The sequence below is a fragment of the Mesorhizobium ventifaucium genome (assembly GCF_935822925.1).
GTDB lineage: Bacteria > Pseudomonadota > Alphaproteobacteria > Rhizobiales > Rhizobiaceae > Mesorhizobium > Mesorhizobium ventifaucium.
On the sequence record NZ_CAKXZS010000024.1, the window covers coordinates 303943 to 319863 of the forward strand.

Annotated in this window: 15 protein-coding genes and 1 tRNA gene; 13 read left to right on the top strand and 3 right to left on the bottom strand. The window is 66.5% G+C overall.

Annotated elements, in window-relative coordinates:
* The 5 genes from cobN to NMG70_RS22190 are packed head-to-tail and all read left to right on the top strand — an operon-like array spanning position 1 to position 7043.
* Positions 1–3405, top strand: a complete 3405-nt coding sequence (gene cobN / locus NMG70_RS22170) for a cobaltochelatase subunit CobN (protein WP_254026493.1) — start codon at positions 1–3, stop codon at positions 3403–3405.
* Positions 3402–4889, top strand: a complete 1488-nt coding sequence (gene cobG, locus NMG70_RS22175) for a precorrin-3B synthase (protein ID WP_254026494.1) — start codon at positions 3402–3404, stop codon at positions 4887–4889. Before cobN ends, cobG begins: the two co-directional genes overlap by 4 nt.
* Complete coding sequence (locus NMG70_RS22180) at positions 4886–5527, top strand: precorrin-8X methylmutase (protein ID WP_436798438.1); 642 nt, start codon at positions 4886–4888, stop codon at positions 5525–5527. Before cobG ends, NMG70_RS22180 begins: the two co-directional genes overlap by 4 nt.
* Positions 5524–6282, top strand: coding sequence for a precorrin-2 C(20)-methyltransferase (locus NMG70_RS22185; protein ID WP_254026496.1), 759 nt, complete (start codon positions 5524–5526; stop codon positions 6280–6282). Before NMG70_RS22180 ends, NMG70_RS22185 begins: the two co-directional genes overlap by 4 nt.
* The gene (locus tag NMG70_RS22190) at positions 6279–7043 is read left to right on the top strand and encodes a precorrin-3B C(17)-methyltransferase (protein ID WP_254026497.1); all 765 of its coding nucleotides are present in this window, start codon (positions 6279–6281) and stop codon (positions 7041–7043) included. The genes NMG70_RS22185 and NMG70_RS22190 overlap by 4 nt, the downstream gene beginning before the upstream one ends.
* Here NMG70_RS22190 and NMG70_RS22195 read toward each other — a convergent pair.
* Positions 7007–7786 (bottom strand): cobalt-precorrin-6A reductase, encoded by a 780-nt coding sequence (locus NMG70_RS22195; protein WP_254026498.1) that lies wholly within the window; start codon positions 7784–7786, stop codon positions 7007–7009. The genes NMG70_RS22190 and NMG70_RS22195 overlap by 37 nt on opposite strands.
* Before the next feature lie 148 nt (positions 7787–7934).
* Here NMG70_RS22195 and cbiE point away from each other — a divergent pair, with 148 nt between their 5' ends.
* The 8 genes from cbiE (at position 7935) to NMG70_RS22235 (ending at position 14842) form a co-directional block, all read left to right on the top strand.
* Positions 7935–9161 carry a precorrin-6y C5,15-methyltransferase (decarboxylating) subunit CbiE gene (gene cbiE / locus NMG70_RS22200; RefSeq protein WP_254026499.1) on the top strand — a complete coding sequence of 409 codons (1227 nt, stop codon included), beginning with the start codon at positions 7935–7937 and terminating at the stop codon, positions 9159–9161.
* On the top strand, positions 9158–9544 hold the full coding sequence (locus NMG70_RS22205; RefSeq protein WP_254026500.1) for a cobalamin biosynthesis protein: 387 nt from the start codon (positions 9158–9160) through the stop codon (positions 9542–9544). Before cbiE ends, NMG70_RS22205 begins: the two co-directional genes overlap by 4 nt.
* Positions 9541–10305 (top strand): precorrin-4 C(11)-methyltransferase, encoded by a 765-nt coding sequence (gene cobM / locus NMG70_RS22210; RefSeq protein WP_254026501.1) that lies wholly within the window; start codon positions 9541–9543, stop codon positions 10303–10305. Before NMG70_RS22205 ends, cobM begins: the two co-directional genes overlap by 4 nt.
* Entirely contained in the window at positions 10302–11120 is an 819-nt protein-coding gene (gene cobA, locus NMG70_RS22215; RefSeq protein ID WP_254026502.1) for a uroporphyrinogen-III C-methyltransferase, read from the top strand. The genes cobM and cobA overlap by 4 nt, the downstream gene beginning before the upstream one ends.
* Positions 11117–12430: a cobyrinic acid a,c-diamide synthase CobB gene (locus NMG70_RS22220; RefSeq protein ID WP_254026503.1), complete on the top strand. Its 1314-nt coding sequence runs from the start codon at positions 11117–11119 to the stop codon at positions 12428–12430. Before cobA ends, NMG70_RS22220 begins: the two co-directional genes overlap by 4 nt.
* The gene (gene cobS / locus NMG70_RS22225; protein WP_254026504.1) at positions 12427–13188 is read left to right on the top strand and encodes an adenosylcobinamide-GDP ribazoletransferase; all 762 of its coding nucleotides are present in this window, start codon (positions 12427–12429) and stop codon (positions 13186–13188) included. The genes NMG70_RS22220 and cobS overlap by 4 nt, the downstream gene beginning before the upstream one ends.
* Before the next feature lie 24 nt (positions 13189–13212).
* Positions 13213–14223, top strand: coding sequence for a nicotinate-nucleotide--dimethylbenzimidazole phosphoribosyltransferase (cobT, locus tag NMG70_RS22230; protein ID WP_254026505.1), 1011 nt, complete (start codon positions 13213–13215; stop codon positions 14221–14223).
* A gap of 82 nt (positions 14224–14305) precedes the next feature.
* Positions 14306–14842, top strand: a complete 537-nt coding sequence (locus NMG70_RS22235; RefSeq protein WP_254026506.1) for an MgtC/SapB family protein — start codon at positions 14306–14308, stop codon at positions 14840–14842.
* A 161-nt stretch (positions 14843–15003) separates the two neighbouring features.
* On the opposite strand, the gene NMG70_RS22240 is transcribed toward NMG70_RS22235, so the two are convergent.
* Positions 15004–15180: a hypothetical protein gene (locus NMG70_RS22240; protein ID WP_254026507.1), complete on the bottom strand. Its 177-nt coding sequence runs from the start codon at positions 15178–15180 to the stop codon at positions 15004–15006.
* Between the two features lie 385 nt (positions 15181–15565).
* Positions 15566–15641: transfer RNA gene (locus tag NMG70_RS22245), tRNA-Lys, on the bottom strand.
* Positions 15642–15921: the final 280 nt, after the last annotated feature.

Below are 15921 nucleotides of genomic sequence, written 5' to 3' on the forward strand. Positions count from 1 at the left end.
ATGCACATCCTCACCACCACGTCCGCCTCGCTCGACGATCTCGCCGAGCCTGTCGATCTCAGGCAGACGCCTGCGGATGTCGTGGCGCTGTCCTTCACCGACAGCGATCTGGCCGGGCTGGCAGCGGCGTGGAAAGCAGACGCGGATCGCCTGCCCTCGATGCGGCTGGCGGCCTTGCGCGATCTGCGCCATCCGATGTCCGTCGATCTGTGGATCGACAGCGTCGCTCGGCACGCCAGGGTTGTTCTGGTTCGCATCCTCGGCGGTTACGACTGGTGGCGCTACGGCTGCGACCAGCTCGCCTCGACCGCCCGCGCGCACGGCATAAAACTGGCGCTGCTGCCCGGCGAATGCCGCGACGAGGATCTGCGGCTGATCAAATGCTCAACGCTGCCGCGCCAAGAGCTCGACGGCCTGCTCGGCTATTTCCGCGAGGGCGGCCCGGCGAACATGACGGCGCTGGTGCAGAGACTGGCGCGGCTGGCGGGCCGGGATGCGGCGGTCGTGGAGCCGGTTGTCGTGCCGAGGGCGGGGTTTTATGAGCCGGGGCTGGGGGTTGTGGAAAAGCCGGACCTTTCGAATGTCGGCGTCGTGCCAATCCTCTTCTACCGCTCGATGCTGCTCGCCGCCGATGTCGCGCCCATCGACGCGCTTTTTGAAGCGCTGCGGCAGCGTGGCATGATCCCTGTCCCCATTTTCGTCTCCAGCCTCAAGGACCCGGCCTCGCTCGCCTTTGTCGAAACCGCGCTTGCCGCGCTACACCCTGCCGCGATCATCACCGCGACCGCCTTCGCCTCGGGCGCTGAGCCCTGCGTCGAAACCCTGTTCGACCGCGCCGGCGTTCCTGTCTTCCAGGTCATCGTCGCGACGACACGACGTGACATCTGGCAAGACAATCAGCGCGGCCTGGCGCCTGCCGATCTTGCCATGCATGTCGTCCTCCCCGAACTCGACGGCCGCATCCTTGCCGGCGCCGTTTCCTTCAAGGGCGAAAGCGAGGTCGATCCGGCATTGGCTTTCCGCGCGTTCTCCAACCGGCCGGAGCCGGACCGCGTGGCGCAGGTTGCGAACCGTGTCGAGGCGTTCGTGCGCCTGCAGCGCACGCCGCGCGTAAAACGCAAGCTCGCCATCCTGATCCCCGACTATCCGAGCGCCCCCGGCCGCACCGGCTATGCCGTCGGCCTCGACGTGCCGTCCAGCGTGCTGGCGATGCTGCACGACCTGAGCGAACGGGGCTACACCGTTGAAGGGATTCCGCAAACGCCGCGTGAGTTGCTGGAGATGCTGGAGTCGGCCGATCAAGGGTTAGCCTTGAAGGAATATCTGACCTTCTCGAAGGAATTGCCGCCGGCGGCCATCGCTGCCGTGACGACCGCATGGGGGAATGCAGAAGATGAGACGGGTTTGTGCCAGGCACCCCCCTCTGTCCTGCCGGACATGTCCGGCGGGACAGAGGGGGGTGTTCAAGCGCCTACCGCGGCAAATTTCCCCTTCCGCGCCGCCACCTTCGGCAACATCACCGTAGCACTTGCCCCCGATCGCGGGCGTTCAGTCGACCGCCGCGCCGACTATCACGACCCGACCTTGCCGCCGCGCCATGCGCTGATCGCTTTTGGCCTGTGGCTGCGCAAGTCGCTCGATATCCATGCCCTCGTCCATGTCGGCGCCCACGGCACGATGGAATGGCTGCCCGGCAAGACCGTGGCGCTGAGCGAAAACTGCTTTCCCGAGATCGTCACCGGGTCCCTGCCCGTCATTTATCCATTCATCGTCTCCAACCCGGGAGAGGCGGCACAAGCCAAGCGGCGCATTGCCGCCGTCACCCTCGGCCATTTGCCGCCACCGCTGACCGGCGCCGGACTTGACGACAACCAGCAGCAGCTCGAGCGGCTGGTCGACGAATATGCCCAGGCTGACGGGCTCGACCGCCGCCGCCGCGATCGCCTGGCGAGGCTGATCGTCGAAACCGCTGAAAAGACCGGGCTCGCCTCCGAGGCCGGCGTCGCCGGAACCGACGCGCCAGACGAAGCGCTGCGCCGCATCGACACCTGGCTGTGCGACCTGAAGGACTTCGCCATCAAGGACGGGCTGCACATCTTTGGCCGCTCAGCCGAGGGCGAGACCGATCCGCTGCGCCAGCAAAGTGCGACCGCCGAGAAGGCAGCACTGATCGCAACCCTCGACGGCCGCCATGTCGCTGCCGGGCCGGCCGGCGCGCCGGCGCGAGGCCGGCGCGATGTGCTGCCGACCGGCCGCAACCTGTTCACATCAGATCCGCGCACCATGCCGACGCCGATATCCTTCGAGCTCGGCAGGGCGGCGTCCGACGAAGTCTTGCGCAGCTACATGCAATCGCATGGCGACTGGCCGCGCTCGCTGGTCATCGATCTCTGGGGCTCGGCCTCGCTGCGCACCGGCGGCGAAGAGATTGCGCAAGGCCTGGCGCTGATGGGCTGCCGACCGCAATGGGATTGCGCCACCGGCCGCGTCACCGGCATCGAGGTGCTGCCGCCGGCCACCCTTGGCCGCCCGCGCGTCGACGTCACCTGGCGCATGTCTGGTCTGTTCCGCGACATGTTCCCGGCCCAGATCGCCCTCATCGACGCTGCCGCCAACGCCGTCGCCGCGCGCGACGAGGACGCTTCCGAAAACCCGCTCGCCGCAAAAACCCGCGCCGATGGCAAGGTCAGCCCGCGCATTTTCGGCACCTCGCCTGGCACCTACGGCGCCGGTATCGAGGATTTATTGTCGAGCGGCGACTGGGCCGCGCGCGAAGCGATCGGTCGCGCCTATCTCGACGCCACCTCGCATGCCTATGGCGGCGCCGAAGGCGAAGGGATTTCAGCGCCCGGCGCGTTCGAGGATCGTGTCGCCGAGGCCGACCTTCTCGTCCATACCGGAGACGACCCCGGCCGCGACATCCTCGAAGGTTCCGCCGATGTCGCGTTCATCGGCGGTTTTTCAGCGGCGCTTGCTGCCCTCGGCAAGAACGCCGACGTCATCGTCCTCGACACCACGGATCCGCAAAAGCCGAAGCCGCGATCGGTTGTAGAAGCCGTATCTCGGGTAGTTCGCGCACGCGCGGTCAACCCGCGCTTCATTGCCGGCCAGATGCGGCACGGGCCGCGCGGCGCTTCGGAATTCGCCGAGACCGTCGACCGTCTCGTCGGTTTCGCCGAGACCACCCATGCCGTACCGGGCACGCTGATCGAGGCCGTGCACGACGCCTATCTCGGAAATCCCGAGGTGCGCGCCTTCATCCTGCGCGAAAACCCGGCGGCCGCGAAAATCATCGCCGAGCGTTTATTGTCGGCACGGCGGCGCGGTCTCTGGCATCCGCTGCGCAATTCCGTCGACGACGACCTCGCCGCACTGATCGCCGAGGCCCAGGGAGTGGCGGCATGAACGCCTTCTCCCGACGCGGCGCCTGCCCCGCTTTGTCCGCGCCGATGCAGACCGGTGACGGCCTTCTGGTGCGGCTCAACCCGATGACTGGAGGACTCTCGCCGAAGTCGTTGGTCGGACTCGGTGAATCCGCCTTGCGGCACGGCAACGGCGTCATGGAGGTGACCGCGCGCGGCAGCCTGCAGATACGCGGCCTGACGCCGGCAAGCGCCCGGCTGCTGGCAATGGAGGTCGACGCGCTCGGCATCGCCGTGCGCACCGGCGTGCCGGTGGAGACCGGTCCGCTTGCGGGGCTGGATCCAGAAGAAGTTGCTGACCCGCGCCCATTGGCCGAACGCATTCGTGCGGCGATCGAAGAAGCCGGGCTGGCAAAGCGCCTTGGCCCGAAGATTTCGGTGATCGTCGACGGCGGCGGACGGCTGACCATGGATGCGGTGACGGCCGATATCAGGCTGGCTGCGATCAGAACCGACGCGGGCGTCCGTTGGCTGTTAGCCGTTGCTGGCGACAGGGAAAATGCGGCGCTACTCGTCACGGTCGAGGAAGATGCGGCCCGTGATATCGCCGTCGCTGTTCTAAGGATGGTCGCAGAAAAAGGCCGTGAAGCCCATGCAAGGGATTTGACGGCGAGGCAGCTAAGATCTCTCGCCAGTTGGCATTCCTTCGCGCCCCCCTCTGTCCTGCCGGACATCTCCCCCACTTGGGGGGAGATCGGCAGCTTCGCCGGCGGCTCCCCCTTAGCACCTCGGGTGATTGGCGAAAGCGGAGATGGGAGCGCAATCCCCCCCCTCGTGGGGGAGATGTCCGGCAGGACAGAGGGGGGCACCGTAGAGCGCCTTCCTGTGCCGGCTCGCTTACCCATCGGCATTTTCGATCTGGCCGCGGCCGGTACCGCCCTCGGCATCGGGCTGCCCTTCGGCAGCATGCCAGCGCAAAAACTCACCGGCCTCACGCAACACGCCCTTACCTTGGGCGTCACCGAAATCCGCCTCGCGCCACGCCGCGCGCTGCTTTTCATTGGCCCCTCTCCGACCGCCTGCCACTCGCTTCCGCAGGCCGCCGCCACGCTCGGCTTCGTTACCGACCCATCCGACCCGCGCACGAAAATCGCCGCTTGCCCCGGTGCGCCGGCCTGCGCCTCCGGCCGGATCGCGACGCGCGACATCGCCGAAACCATCGCCGCAGAAAACCGCGACCTCCTCGATTCCACGCTCACGTTACATATTTCAGGCTGTGCCAAGGGCTGCGCCCATCCCGGCCGGGCGGCGCTGACACTGGTCGGCGGCGATAACGGAGCCGGGCTTGTCGTGGACGGGACGGCAAAGGCCCTTCCTACCGGATACAGGCCAGGCTATGACGCCGCGCGCGGCATTGGCCGCATTGCCGCAGCGATCCGCGAAGCAGGATTTCGAGGCGAGACCACCGCCGCCTGCATGACAAGGCTTGGCGCGGCCGGTGTCACCGAACTCTACCGACAGGAATGAACATGCCCGCCCCCTACGACTACATCCATGACGGCACGGCGATCTATGAGCGCTCCTTCGCCATCATTCGCGCCGAGGCCGACCTGTCGCGGTTTTCCGACGCCGAGGCCGATGTCGCCATCCGCATGATCCATGCCTGCGGCCAGGTCGAGGCCGCGCAGACCTTTGTTTTTTCCAGCGATTTTGTTGCCGCCGCGCGGATGGCGCTGGCGGCCGGCGCGCCGATCTTCTGCGACGCGGAGATGGTCTCGCACGGCGTCACCCGCGCCCGGTTGCCGGCCGGTAACGAGGTGATCTGCACGCTGCGCGACCCGCAAACCTCCGACATAGCGAAAAAGATCGGCAACACCCGTTCGGCCGCAGCCATCGACCTGTGGGGCGAGCGCATGGCCGGTTCGGTCGTCGCCGTTGGCAATGCGCCGACCGCACTTTTCTACCTGCTGGAAAGGCTGCGCGACGGCGCGCCGAAACCGGCTGTTATCATCGGCATGCCGGTCGGTTTCGTCGGTGCTGCCGAATCGAAGGAGGCGCTGGCCGAGAATTCCTACGGCGTTCCCTACGCGATCGTGCGCGGCAGGCTGGGCGGCAGCGCCATGACCGCCGCCGCCCTCAACGCATTGGCGAGGCCGGGCCTGTGAACGCGATTGCAAAAGGCAGGCTTGTTGGCATCGGCACCGGTCCCGGCGACCCCGAGCTGCTGACGCTCAAGGCCGTGCGCGCGCTGGCCGAGGCCGACGTGGTGGCGCATTTCGCCAAGCGCGGCAACAACAGCAATGCGCGCGCCATTGTCGGCGCGCATTTTCGTCCTGATTTTATCGAGTTGCCGCTGCTCTATCCCGTGACCACCGAAATCGACAAGGATCACAGCGATTATCGGTCGCAGATAGCGGATTTCTACGAAGAGTCCGCCGAAAAGGTCGCCGAGCATCTCAGCGCCGGCAGGACCGTCGCGGTGCTCTCGGAAGGCGACCCGCTGTTCTACGGCTCCTATATGCATCTGCATGTCCGCCTGGCGCACCGCTATCCAACAGAGGTCATTCCCGGCGTCACCGCCATGTCCGGCTGCTGGTCGGCGACCGGAACGCCGATCGTCCAGGGCGACGATGTATTGACCGTGCTGCCGGGCACGATGAGCGAATTCGAGCTGACGCGCCGCCTCGCCGACACCGATGCCGCCGTCATCATGAAGGTTGGCCGCAACCTGCCCAAGATCAGGCGCGCGCTGGAGGCGACCGACAAGCTGGCGCGTGCCGTCTATGTCGAGCGCGGCACCATGCCGGGCGGCATTTCGATGCGGCTGGCCGACAAGCAGGACGACAACGCGCCATACTTCGCCATCGTGCTGGTCGCCGGCTGGTCCGGCCGGCCCGCCGCACTGGGAGTCGAAGCATGAGTGGCCGCCTGACCGTCATCGGCCTTGGACCCGGCAATGCCAACCAGGTGACGCCGGAAGCGAGCCGCGCCGTCGCCGAGGCAAGATTCTTCTACGGCTACAAACCGTATCTCGACCGGCTCGACCTGCGCTTAGACCAGGCCCGCGTCGCCTCCGACAATCGTGAGGAGTTGTCCCGCGCCAAGGACGCGTTGACAATGGCTGCGCAAGGCCACGATGTCGCCGTCGTCTCGGGCGGCGACCCCGGCGTCTTTGCCATGGCGGCAGCCGTCTGCGAGGCGATCGAGGCCGGCCCGGACGAATGGCGTGCCGTCGACGTGGCGATGCTGCCCGGCATCACCGCAATGCTTGCGGTCGCTGCCCGGATCGGCGCGCCGCTTGGCCATGATTTCTGCGCCATCTCGCTGTCCGACAATCTGAAGCCGTGGGAGCTCATCGAATTGCGACTGCTTGCGGCGGCCGGCGCCGGCTTCGTCATCGCGCTCTACAATCCGATCAGCAAGGCGCGCCCTTGGCAGCTTGGCCGCGCCTTCGAATGCCTCACGGCGATCCTTCCGGGCACCACGCCGGTCGTCTTCGGCCGCGCTGCTGGCCGTCCCGACGAGCGCATCGAGGTTTTTCTACTGGCGCACGCCGATGCGGAAAAGGCTGACATGGCGACCTGCATCATCATCGGCTCGCCGGAAACCAGGATCATCAAGCGCGGCGAAAAACCAGCGCTGGTCTACACGCCGCGTTCGGCGGCGGGTCCAAGAAAATGACCGACCAGAAGATGATCGACCATCGCAGCAAGGGCCTCGACGGTTTCAGCCGACGCAACGTCCGGCAGCGTCGGCCTGCGGATCATGACCACCTCGATGCCGAGCGCCCGCGCTGCGGCGATCTTGCCGTAGGTCGCCTCGCCGCCGCTGTTCTTGGACACGACGATATCGATGTAGTGTTCCCGAAGAAGTACCTGTTCGTCGGCTTCCCGGAACGGTCCGCGCGCCAAGAGATAGGTCACGTCGGGCACAGCGAGCCTTGGCTCGACCGGATCGACGCTGCGGATCAGATAGTGATGCTGGGGTGCGGCCTCGAAGGCGGCGACCTCCTGCCGTCCGAGCGCCAGGAAAACGCGGCGCGGCGCAGCGGCCAGCGCCGTCACCGCGCTGGCAACGCTGTCGACCAGCGTCCAGCGGTCACCTTCGGCAAGCTCCCAGCCTGGGCGCCTGAGCGCGACGATCGGCACACCGGCCTCATGCGCCGCTGCCGCGGCATTGGCGGAGATCTGCGCCGCATAGGGATGCGTGGCGTCAACCAGCAAGTCGATGTGGGTCTCGCGAAGAAACGACGCCAACCCGTCGGCGCCGCCGAAACCGCCTACCCTCGTCGGTACACCTTGCGCGACAGGATTTTCGGTGCGGCCGGCCAGCGACAATGTGATCGCGAGATCGGCGCGCGCGGCCAGCTTTCCCGCCAAGCGCCGGGCTTCGGTGGTTCCGCCGAGGATCAGAATGCGCTTCATTGGCACCACAATCGGCTACGCCGAGCAGCCCCTCACCCTCACCCTCTCCCCGTGAATGACGGGGGGACGCCGGCGTTGCGACCGGTTCCCTTCTGCCCGTCACTATACGGGGAGAAGGTGCCGGCAGGCGGATGAGGGGCGGCGCGGCATGTCAAATAAACAGCCAACACCCAAATGGCTCACAATCGTCGGCATCGGCGAGGACGGTGTAGCGGGTCTCAGCGAAGAGGCCAAGCGGCTGATCGCCGAGGCCGAATTCGTCTTCGGCGGCACGCGCCACATTGCGCTCGTCGCGTCGCTCGTCAAAGGCGAGGCACGTGCCTGGCCGACCCCTTTCGATGCCGAGTTGCGCGACGTGCTGGCGCTTTCCGGCAGGCGCGTCTGCGTGCTGGCTTCAGGCGATCCGTTCTTCCATGGGGTCGGCGTCACCCTTGCGCGCAAAATTCCTCCCCAGGAGATGCAGGTGATTCCCGCCCCTTCTGCCTTCTCGCTGGCCGCCGCCCGCCTCGGCTGGGCGCTGCAGGATATCGAGACTATTTCGCTGCACGGCCGCTCGCTCGATCTGATCCGGCCGCTGCTGCATCCAGGCAGCCGCATCCTTGCGCTGACCTCGGACGGCGATGCGCCAGTAGCGATTGCGCGCCTGTTGACCGAACTCGGCTTTGGCGCGTCGCGTCTGACCATCCTGGAGGCGCTGGGCGGCCCGAGCGATAGGCTGAGCTCGGCGCGAGCGGACGCCCTCGACCTGGAAAAGATCAATCCGCTCAACGTTCTGGCAGTCGAAGTTGACTCAACATTGGAAGCACGCATCCTGCCGCTGACATCCGGCCTTGCCGATCATTTGTTCGAGCATGACGGCCAGATCACCAAGCGCGAAGTGCGCGCCATCACCCTGTCCGCCCTCGCCCCCAGGCGGGGCGAATTGCTGTGGGACATCGGCGCCGGCTCGGGTTCGGTCGGCATCGAATGGATGCTGGCCCATCCCACGATGCGCGCCGTTGCCATCGAGGCCGATCCGGCCCGCGCCGCCCGCATCCGCCGCAACGGTTCCGCCTGCGGCGTGCCCGGTCTTGCCGTCGTCGAGGGTTCGGCACCGCAGGCGCTCGCCGGATTGGAGACGCCGGGCGCGATCTTCATCGGCGGTGGCGGCAGCGATACCGGCGTGCTGGAAACGGCCATCGAGGCCCTGCGTGTTGGCGGCCGGCTGGTCGCCAATGCGGTGACGCTGGAGATGGAGGCGCTGCTTCTCGACCGTCACGCGTCGCTCGGCGGCGATCTCACCCGCATCGCACTATCCCGCGCTTCGCCGGTCGGCTCTATGCAGGCCTGGCGGCCGGCCATGCCGGTCACCCAATGGAGCTGGGTCAAGCCATGATGGTCGCGGGCATCGGCAGCCGCAAGGGCGTCAGCGCAAGAGACGTGCTTGCCGCGGTAGAAACCGCACTGGAAGCGCATGGTCTGGCGATGACGGCGCTTTCGGCGCTCGCCACCGCTTCGCTGAAGCAGGACGAGCAGGCAATCTTCTCCGCCGGCCGCGAACTCGCCCTTCCAGTGATCATAGTCGAGGACGCTGCGCTCGAGGCCGCGTCGCCGCGCGCAATCAGCCGTTCCGATCTGTCGCAGGCGCGCGCCGGCACGCCGTCGGTTTCCGAAGCGTCGGCGCTTGCTGCCGCGGGCAAAGGGGCAAAACTGCTTGGGCCGCGCACCGTGCTCGGCCCGGTCACCTGCGCCATCGCCATCAGCGGAGACTCGGCATGACCGTCCACTTCATCGGCGCCGGACCGGGCGCGGCCGACCTCATCACCTTGCGCGGCAGCAGACTGCTGGCAAGCTGCCCGGTCTGCCTCTATGCCGGCTCGATCGTCGCCCCGGAATTGTTGCAGCACTGCGCGCCCGGCACGAAGCTGATCGACACCGCGCCAATGTCGCTCGACGAGATCGAGGCCGAGTACCTGGCGGCTCACCAGGCCGGCCACGATGTCGCCCGCCTGCATTCCGGCGACCTGTCGGTGTGGAGCGCTGTCGCCGAGCAGATTCGCCGGCTGGAGAAGCACGGCATCGCCTATACGCTGACGCCGGGCGTGCCCTCCTTCGCTGCTGCTGCGGCAGCGCTGCGCCGCGAGCTGACCATTCCCGGAGTCGCGCAAAGCCTGGTGCTGACCCGCATCTCCGGCCGCGCGTCCAAAATGCCGCCTGGTGAGACTCTGGCCGGCTTCGGCCGTACCGGCGCGACGCTCGCCATCCACCTTGCCATCCATGCCATCGACCGGATCGTCGCCGAGCTGACGCCGTTCTATGGCGCCGATTGCCCGGTTGCGGTCGTCTTCCGTGCCTCCTGGCCGGACGAGCGCGTGCTGACGGGGAAGCTGGCGACGATCGAGGCGCAACTGGCCGCCGACCCGATGGAGCGCACGGCCATCATCTTCGTCGGCCGCTCGCTGGCAGCGGAAGGCTTTGGCGAGAGCTCACTTTACGACGCCCACTACCAGCGGCGTTTTCGCGGACGGGACGGACTGTGAACGACGGCACCGGAAACAACAGCGGAAACACCACAATCGAACAGGCTTTGGCCCGGCTGAACTTCAAGCCGCGCCAGCTGGAGCCGGGCCATGTCTGGCTGGCCGGCGCCGGCCCCGGTGATCCCGGCTGCCTGACGCTGGAAGTGCTGGCCGCACTTGGGCAGTGCGATGCCCTCGTCTACGACGCGCTGGTCTCTCCCGATATCATGGCAGTGGCGTCGGGCGCCGAGCTTTTTTACGCCGGCAAGCGCGGCGGCCAGCCGTCGATGAAACAGGACGACATCACCGCTTTGCTGGTGCGGCTGGCGCGCGAGGGCCGCCGTGTCGTCAGGCTGAAAGGCGGCGATCCCTATATTTTCGGCCGCGGCGGCGAAGAGGCGCTGGCGCTGGCGCGCGAAAACATCCCGTTCCGCGTCCTGTCAGGCTTGACTTCGGGCCTCAGCGCGCTTGCCGGTGCCGGCATCCCGGCCACCATGCGCGGCATCAACAAGGCGGTGATCCTGGCGACCGGCCACGCCGCCGGCACCGACGACGACCTCGACTGGAAAGCAATCGCCCGAACCGGCCAGCCAGTCGTCGTCTATATGGGCATGGCCAATCTGCCGCTGATATCAGCCTCTCTGCTTGGGGGCGGCCTGCCGCCTTCCACGCCTGCTGCGGTGATCGTCGCCGCGACGACGCCGCAGGAGCGCATCGTCGTCGCCACCCTCGCCACCATTGCCGAGGAGGCGGCCGCCGCCGGGTTGACCGCGCCGGCGCTGATCGTGGTCGGCGGCATCGTCGCGATGCGCGCGGCATTGGCGGGCGAGCCATGACCCGCGCGATCATCATCGGCGCGCCGCGCTCAGGCTCGGGCAAGACCAGCGTCACCATCGGTATTTTGCGCGCGCTCGCCCGGCGCGGCCTCAAGGTGCGCGGCGCCAAATCCGGCCCCGACTATATCGACCCAGGCTTCCACACCGCCGCGACAGGCCTTTCCGGCGTCAATCTCGACAGCTGGGCGATGCCGCCTGATTTGCTCAACGCGTTGGCCGGTGACGCAACTGAAGATGCCGATTTCATCTTCCTCGAAAGCGCCATGGGCCTGTTCGACGGGATTCCCGCTGCTCCAGGCCGCACCGGCTCGGCGGCCGATCTTGCCCGGCTCTACGGCCTGCCGGTGCTGCTGGTACTCGACGTTTCCGGACAGTCGACCACGGCGGCAGCCGTCGCCAAGGGTTTTGCCACCTACGACCGTGGTGTGCGCATGGCCGGCGTCGTGCTCAACCGGCTGGGCAGCGAACGTCACCGCCGTCTCTGCGGCGACGCCATCGAGGCGATCGGCCTGCCGGTGGTCGGCGCGATCCTGCGCGATCCCTCGCTCAACCTGCCGGAGCGCCATCTCGGCCTCGTTCAGGCCGGCGAATATGAGAATTTGATGGCGCATCTCGACCGGCTGGCCGACATGGTCGAACGCTCGCTCGACCTCAACGCCATCATGGCGCTGGCGGCGCCATTCGCACCCGCTTCCGGCAGTTTCGACGACGCGCTACCACCGCCCGGACAACGCATCGCATTGGCAGAGGACGCCGCCTTCACCTTCCTCTATCCGCATGTCGCCGCGCATTGGCGCAAGGCCGGCGCGGAAATCGTCGCCTTCTCGCCGCTGGCCGACGAAGCGCCCAGCGACAATTGCGATGTCTGCTGGCTGCCCGGCGGCTATCCCGAGCTTCACGCCGGCCGCCTTGCGGAGGCTGCGAATTTCAGGGCCGGCATCGAGGCGTTTTCGGCAACACGGCCGGTGCATGGCGAGTGCGGCGGCTTCATGGTGCTTGGCAAAGCGCTGGAGGACGCATCGGGAGAGACGCACGCGATGCTCGGCCTGCTCGGTCACTCGACCAGTTTTGCCCAGCGAAAGATGAATCTCGGCTACCGCGAGGCGCGGCTGCGCGCCGATTGCCCGCTGGGAGCCCAAGGCGCGCTGATCCGCGGCCACGAATTCCACTACGCGCAGATGATTGCCACCGGCAGTGACGAACCGCTGGCCGACCTCGCTGACGGCCAAGGCAATCCGCTCGGCGCCTCCGGTTACCGGCGCGGCCATGTCAGCGGCACGTTCTTCCATGCCATTGCGAGAGGCGAATGACCCTCTCGACTCGGCAAATCCTCGATGACATCGCGCTCTGCGTCGTCTTTTTCACACGGCTGCCGCTGCCGGTCGTCGATTTTCGCGACCGCAGCCTTGCTGCCGCGATCTGGGCGGCGCCCGTCGCCGGCCTCGCCGTCGCTCTGATTGGCGCCTTGGTCTACGCGGTCGGGATCTGGCTCGGCGTTGCCGCCGGCCCGGCAGCGGCACTTACCCTTTCCGCAACCTTGCTCGCCACCGGCTGCATGCATGAAGACGGACTTTCGGATGTCGCCGACGGCTTTGGCGGCGGCAGGACACGCGAGAAAAAACTGGAGATCATGCGCGACAGCCGCATCGGCGCCTATGGCGCCTCCGCGCTCGCTCTGTCGCTGCTTATCCGCTGGAGCGTGCTTTCGGAATTCGCCAGCCCGGCGCATGTTTTCGCCGCTCTCATAGCCGCGCATGCCGCCTCGCGCGGCTTGTTCGGCGCTTTCATGCATCTTTTGCCGGCGGCGCGCAGCGACGGCCTCTCGGCCGATGCAGGCACCGTCTCGGCCGAAACCGCCATTGCCGGCGCCGTGCTCGGCGCCGTGGCGCTGCTGGTGCTAGGGTTCGGTGGCGCGGTCGCCGCGCTTGTCCTGCTCGGCCTGTTGTTTGCCGCCTTCCGCGAGCTGTGCCGCAACCAGATCGGCGGCCAGACCGGCGACACGGTCGGCGCGCTGCAGCAGTTTGACGAAATCGCAATCCTGCTCGTCGCTTCCGCTTCCCTTTCCTGACTCTGTTTCGGAGATTTTTTCCCCATGTCTTTCAAATCGCTCGATGAATTGCGCGCGGCCTGCCTCGATCTGCCTGCCGGCAGCGACGCCGCGGCAGATGCTGTCGTCCGCCGCCAGGACACGCTGACCAAGCCGAAAGGCAGCCTTGGCCGGCTGGAATCCATAGCGGCTTGGCTTGCCCGCTGGCAGGGCCGCGACATACCGCAGCTCGATCGCGTAAAAGTCCTGGTCTTTGCCGGCAACCACGGCGTCACCGCACAGGGCGTCTCGGCCTTCCCGTCGGAGGTCACCGTGCAGATGGTGGCGAATTTCGCCGGCGGCGGCGCCGCCATCAACCAGCTCGCCCGCATCGCCGGCGCGGAACTCGACGTCATTCCGCTCGACCTCGACCGTCCGACCGGCGATTTTACGCAAGGGCCGGCAATGGACGGCGAAGCCTTCCTCGCCGCCGTCTCGGCCGGCTACGGGGCGGTGACGAAAGACCTCGACCTCGTCTGTTTCGGCGAGATGGGCATCGGCAACACCACGCCGGCGGCGGCCATTTCGGCCGCCCTGTTCGGCGGCGGCGCGGAAAAATGGACCGGGCGCGGCACCGGCGTCGACGATGCCGGCCTGGTGCGCAAGATCACCGCCATCGAGGCCGGCCTGAAGCGCCACGCCGCGGCCGTTGCCGACCCGCTGGGGATCGCAGCAGCCCTCGGCGGGCGCGAACTCGCCGCCATCCTTGGCGCGACGCTGGCGGCGCGCCACCACGGCGTGCCGGTGCTGCTCGACGGCTTCGTCTGCACCGCCGCCGCCGCACCGCTGGCAAGATTGCACCCCGCCGGCCTCGCCCACACGCTTGCCGCCCATGTCTCGGCCGAATCCGGCCATCGCCGGCTGCTCGAGGCGCTCCGCCTGCCGCCGCTGCTCGATCTCGGCATGCGGCTCGGCGAAGGCTCAGGCGCCTGCCTCGCCGTCAACATCGTCCGCTCGGCGCTCGAATGCCATGCCCGCATGGCAAGCTTTGCCGAGGCTGGCGTTTCGGAGAAGTAAATCTCGTCAACTTGGAATCAAATCTTGCCCTGGGGAACCTGGCCGGCCCGAGCACGTTGTGGCCGGTCAGCCCGGGTAACGCATGCAACAGCTTTTACAGGAATTCGGCCATCCGACATACGTCCCGTTCCCCGTTATTGCGGCGAGGCTTCTACTGGCGTCGATCTTCGGTGCGGCGATCGGTTTCGAACGCGAATGGCGAAATCGGCCTGCCGGGCTTCGCACCCATATCCTGGTCTGCGTGGCAGCGGCCACCTTCGGTATTCTGACGATTGAAATCATTCACGCGCCGATGTTTCAGCAGGATTCCGTGAGGGTCGATCCGATTCGTGTTGTCGAAGCGGTTACCGCCGGCGTCGCGTTCCTTGCTGCCGGAACGATTTTGTTTTCGAAAGGCGAGGTTCAAGGGCTGACGACCGGTGCAGGCATGTGGCTGTCTGGGGCAATTGGCGTGGCCTGCGGGCTCGGTCTGTGGCAAGTGGCGGCACTCGGCACGCTTTTGGTGCTTGTCGTGGCAGGCCTTCTCTACAGTTTTGCCGCCAAGTCCGGTATTGGCGAGAACACCGGACAACAAAAGCCCATGTCGGAAGAAGACGTGCCCAAGCCGCCCAAAGGCTGAGGAAAACGCCCCCCCCGTGCTAGGGCAGAACGGCGTGCGTGGCGGACCCCAAAGTGGCGCGGCCAACTTTGCGTGACGCAGCACTGCGCTTGATCACAATTCAGGCCATTCGCGAGATCGATACGGCCGACTCGATGTCCAGATCAGGCAGGAACTAAGTCCTAAAGCTTCGGCCTCAGATCATGACTCAACAGGCGCGCTTCTCTAAGGATCGAAGCACGATCGAACCCGATCAGCGATGCGATGTCGCGTATTTGCTGCTCAGTAGCACCTGACTCTATCGCAAGCGCGCGTACATGGTCGTCCGTCAGGCCGGCCTGCTTTGGTTCTTCTGCCATCACACGAATGCCTCGCATTTGGGGCAGGAGTGCGGTGGTCTCTCCTAAGCATCAGCGCCCATTGCATGCCTGACGATGTAGTCTTGTACGCTTTCGGACAAATTTTGAACAGTCGCCTTCCCTTACCGATCGCGATCCCCCGCCGGAACTGTGGTGTCGTCCGGATCTCGATAGACGCCTCGGCATTGCCGAGAAGCCGACCGGGATGGAAGGACGGTTCGTTGGCGCGATGGCCGCGTTTGCAGTCCCGCTGGGCCGAGGTAAAACAGCCCGCGCTGCAACTGGAACAGAACGCGAATTGGAAACCAACCGTCAGGATTGGAAACCGCTATGTTCGCAACACTCGTTCCAAGTAGCAAAAAGCGGGCAATATCAACGGACTAAATGGTGGGTGCGACAGGGATCGAACCTGTGACCCGCTGATTAAGAGTCAGCTGCTCTACCAACTGAGCTACGCACCCACTCGCCGGTAAAACCAGCGTCGGCGGGCATATAGCCGCCGCCATCCGCCATGTCCAGCCCTGCCGGATTCATTTCCCGACAAATCGCGCCGGGTTTCGTCATCCTAGGGCGAGCGAACGCGAAGCGGAGCAGAGACCCTAGGATCCATGCCGTAACAGTCGCCCAAAATGCAGCGGTGTAGAATGCGGTCATGCGCACAAGAGCCGCACGGTTTCGATCTAAGAGCCCACCCACTCCAGAAGACGGACGGCTGCATGGCAACCTAGCTCGCACCGCCGG

Coding starts and splice junctions, on each gene's coding strand:
- cobN (WP_254026493.1), top strand. CDS start 1: ATGCACATCCTCACCACCACGTCCGCCTCGCTCGACGATCTCGCCGAG.
- cobG (WP_254026494.1), top strand. CDS start 3,402: ATGAACGCCTTCTCCCGACGCGGCGCCTGCCCCGCTTTGTCCGCGCCG.
- NMG70_RS22180 (WP_436798438.1), top strand. CDS start 4,886: ATGAACATGCCCGCCCCCTACGACTACATCCATGACGGCACGGCGATC.
- NMG70_RS22190 (WP_254026497.1), top strand. CDS start 6,279: ATGAGTGGCCGCCTGACCGTCATCGGCCTTGGACCCGGCAATGCCAAC.
- NMG70_RS22195 (WP_254026498.1), bottom strand. CDS start 7,786: ATGAAGCGCATTCTGATCCTCGGCGGAACCACCGAAGCCCGGCGCTTG.
- cbiE (WP_254026499.1), top strand. CDS start 7,935: ATGTCAAATAAACAGCCAACACCCAAATGGCTCACAATCGTCGGCATC.
- NMG70_RS22205 (WP_254026500.1), top strand. CDS start 9,158: ATGATGGTCGCGGGCATCGGCAGCCGCAAGGGCGTCAGCGCAAGAGAC.
- cobM (WP_254026501.1), top strand. CDS start 9,541: ATGACCGTCCACTTCATCGGCGCCGGACCGGGCGCGGCCGACCTCATC.
- NMG70_RS22220 (WP_254026503.1), top strand. CDS start 11,117: ATGACCCGCGCGATCATCATCGGCGCGCCGCGCTCAGGCTCGGGCAAG.
- cobS (WP_254026504.1), top strand. CDS start 12,427: ATGACCCTCTCGACTCGGCAAATCCTCGATGACATCGCGCTCTGCGTC.
- cobT (WP_254026505.1), top strand. CDS start 13,213: ATGTCTTTCAAATCGCTCGATGAATTGCGCGCGGCCTGCCTCGATCTG.
- NMG70_RS22235 (WP_254026506.1), top strand. CDS start 14,306: ATGCAACAGCTTTTACAGGAATTCGGCCATCCGACATACGTCCCGTTC.
- NMG70_RS22240 (WP_254026507.1), bottom strand. CDS start 15,180: ATGGCAGAAGAACCAAAGCAGGCCGGCCTGACGGACGACCATGTACGC.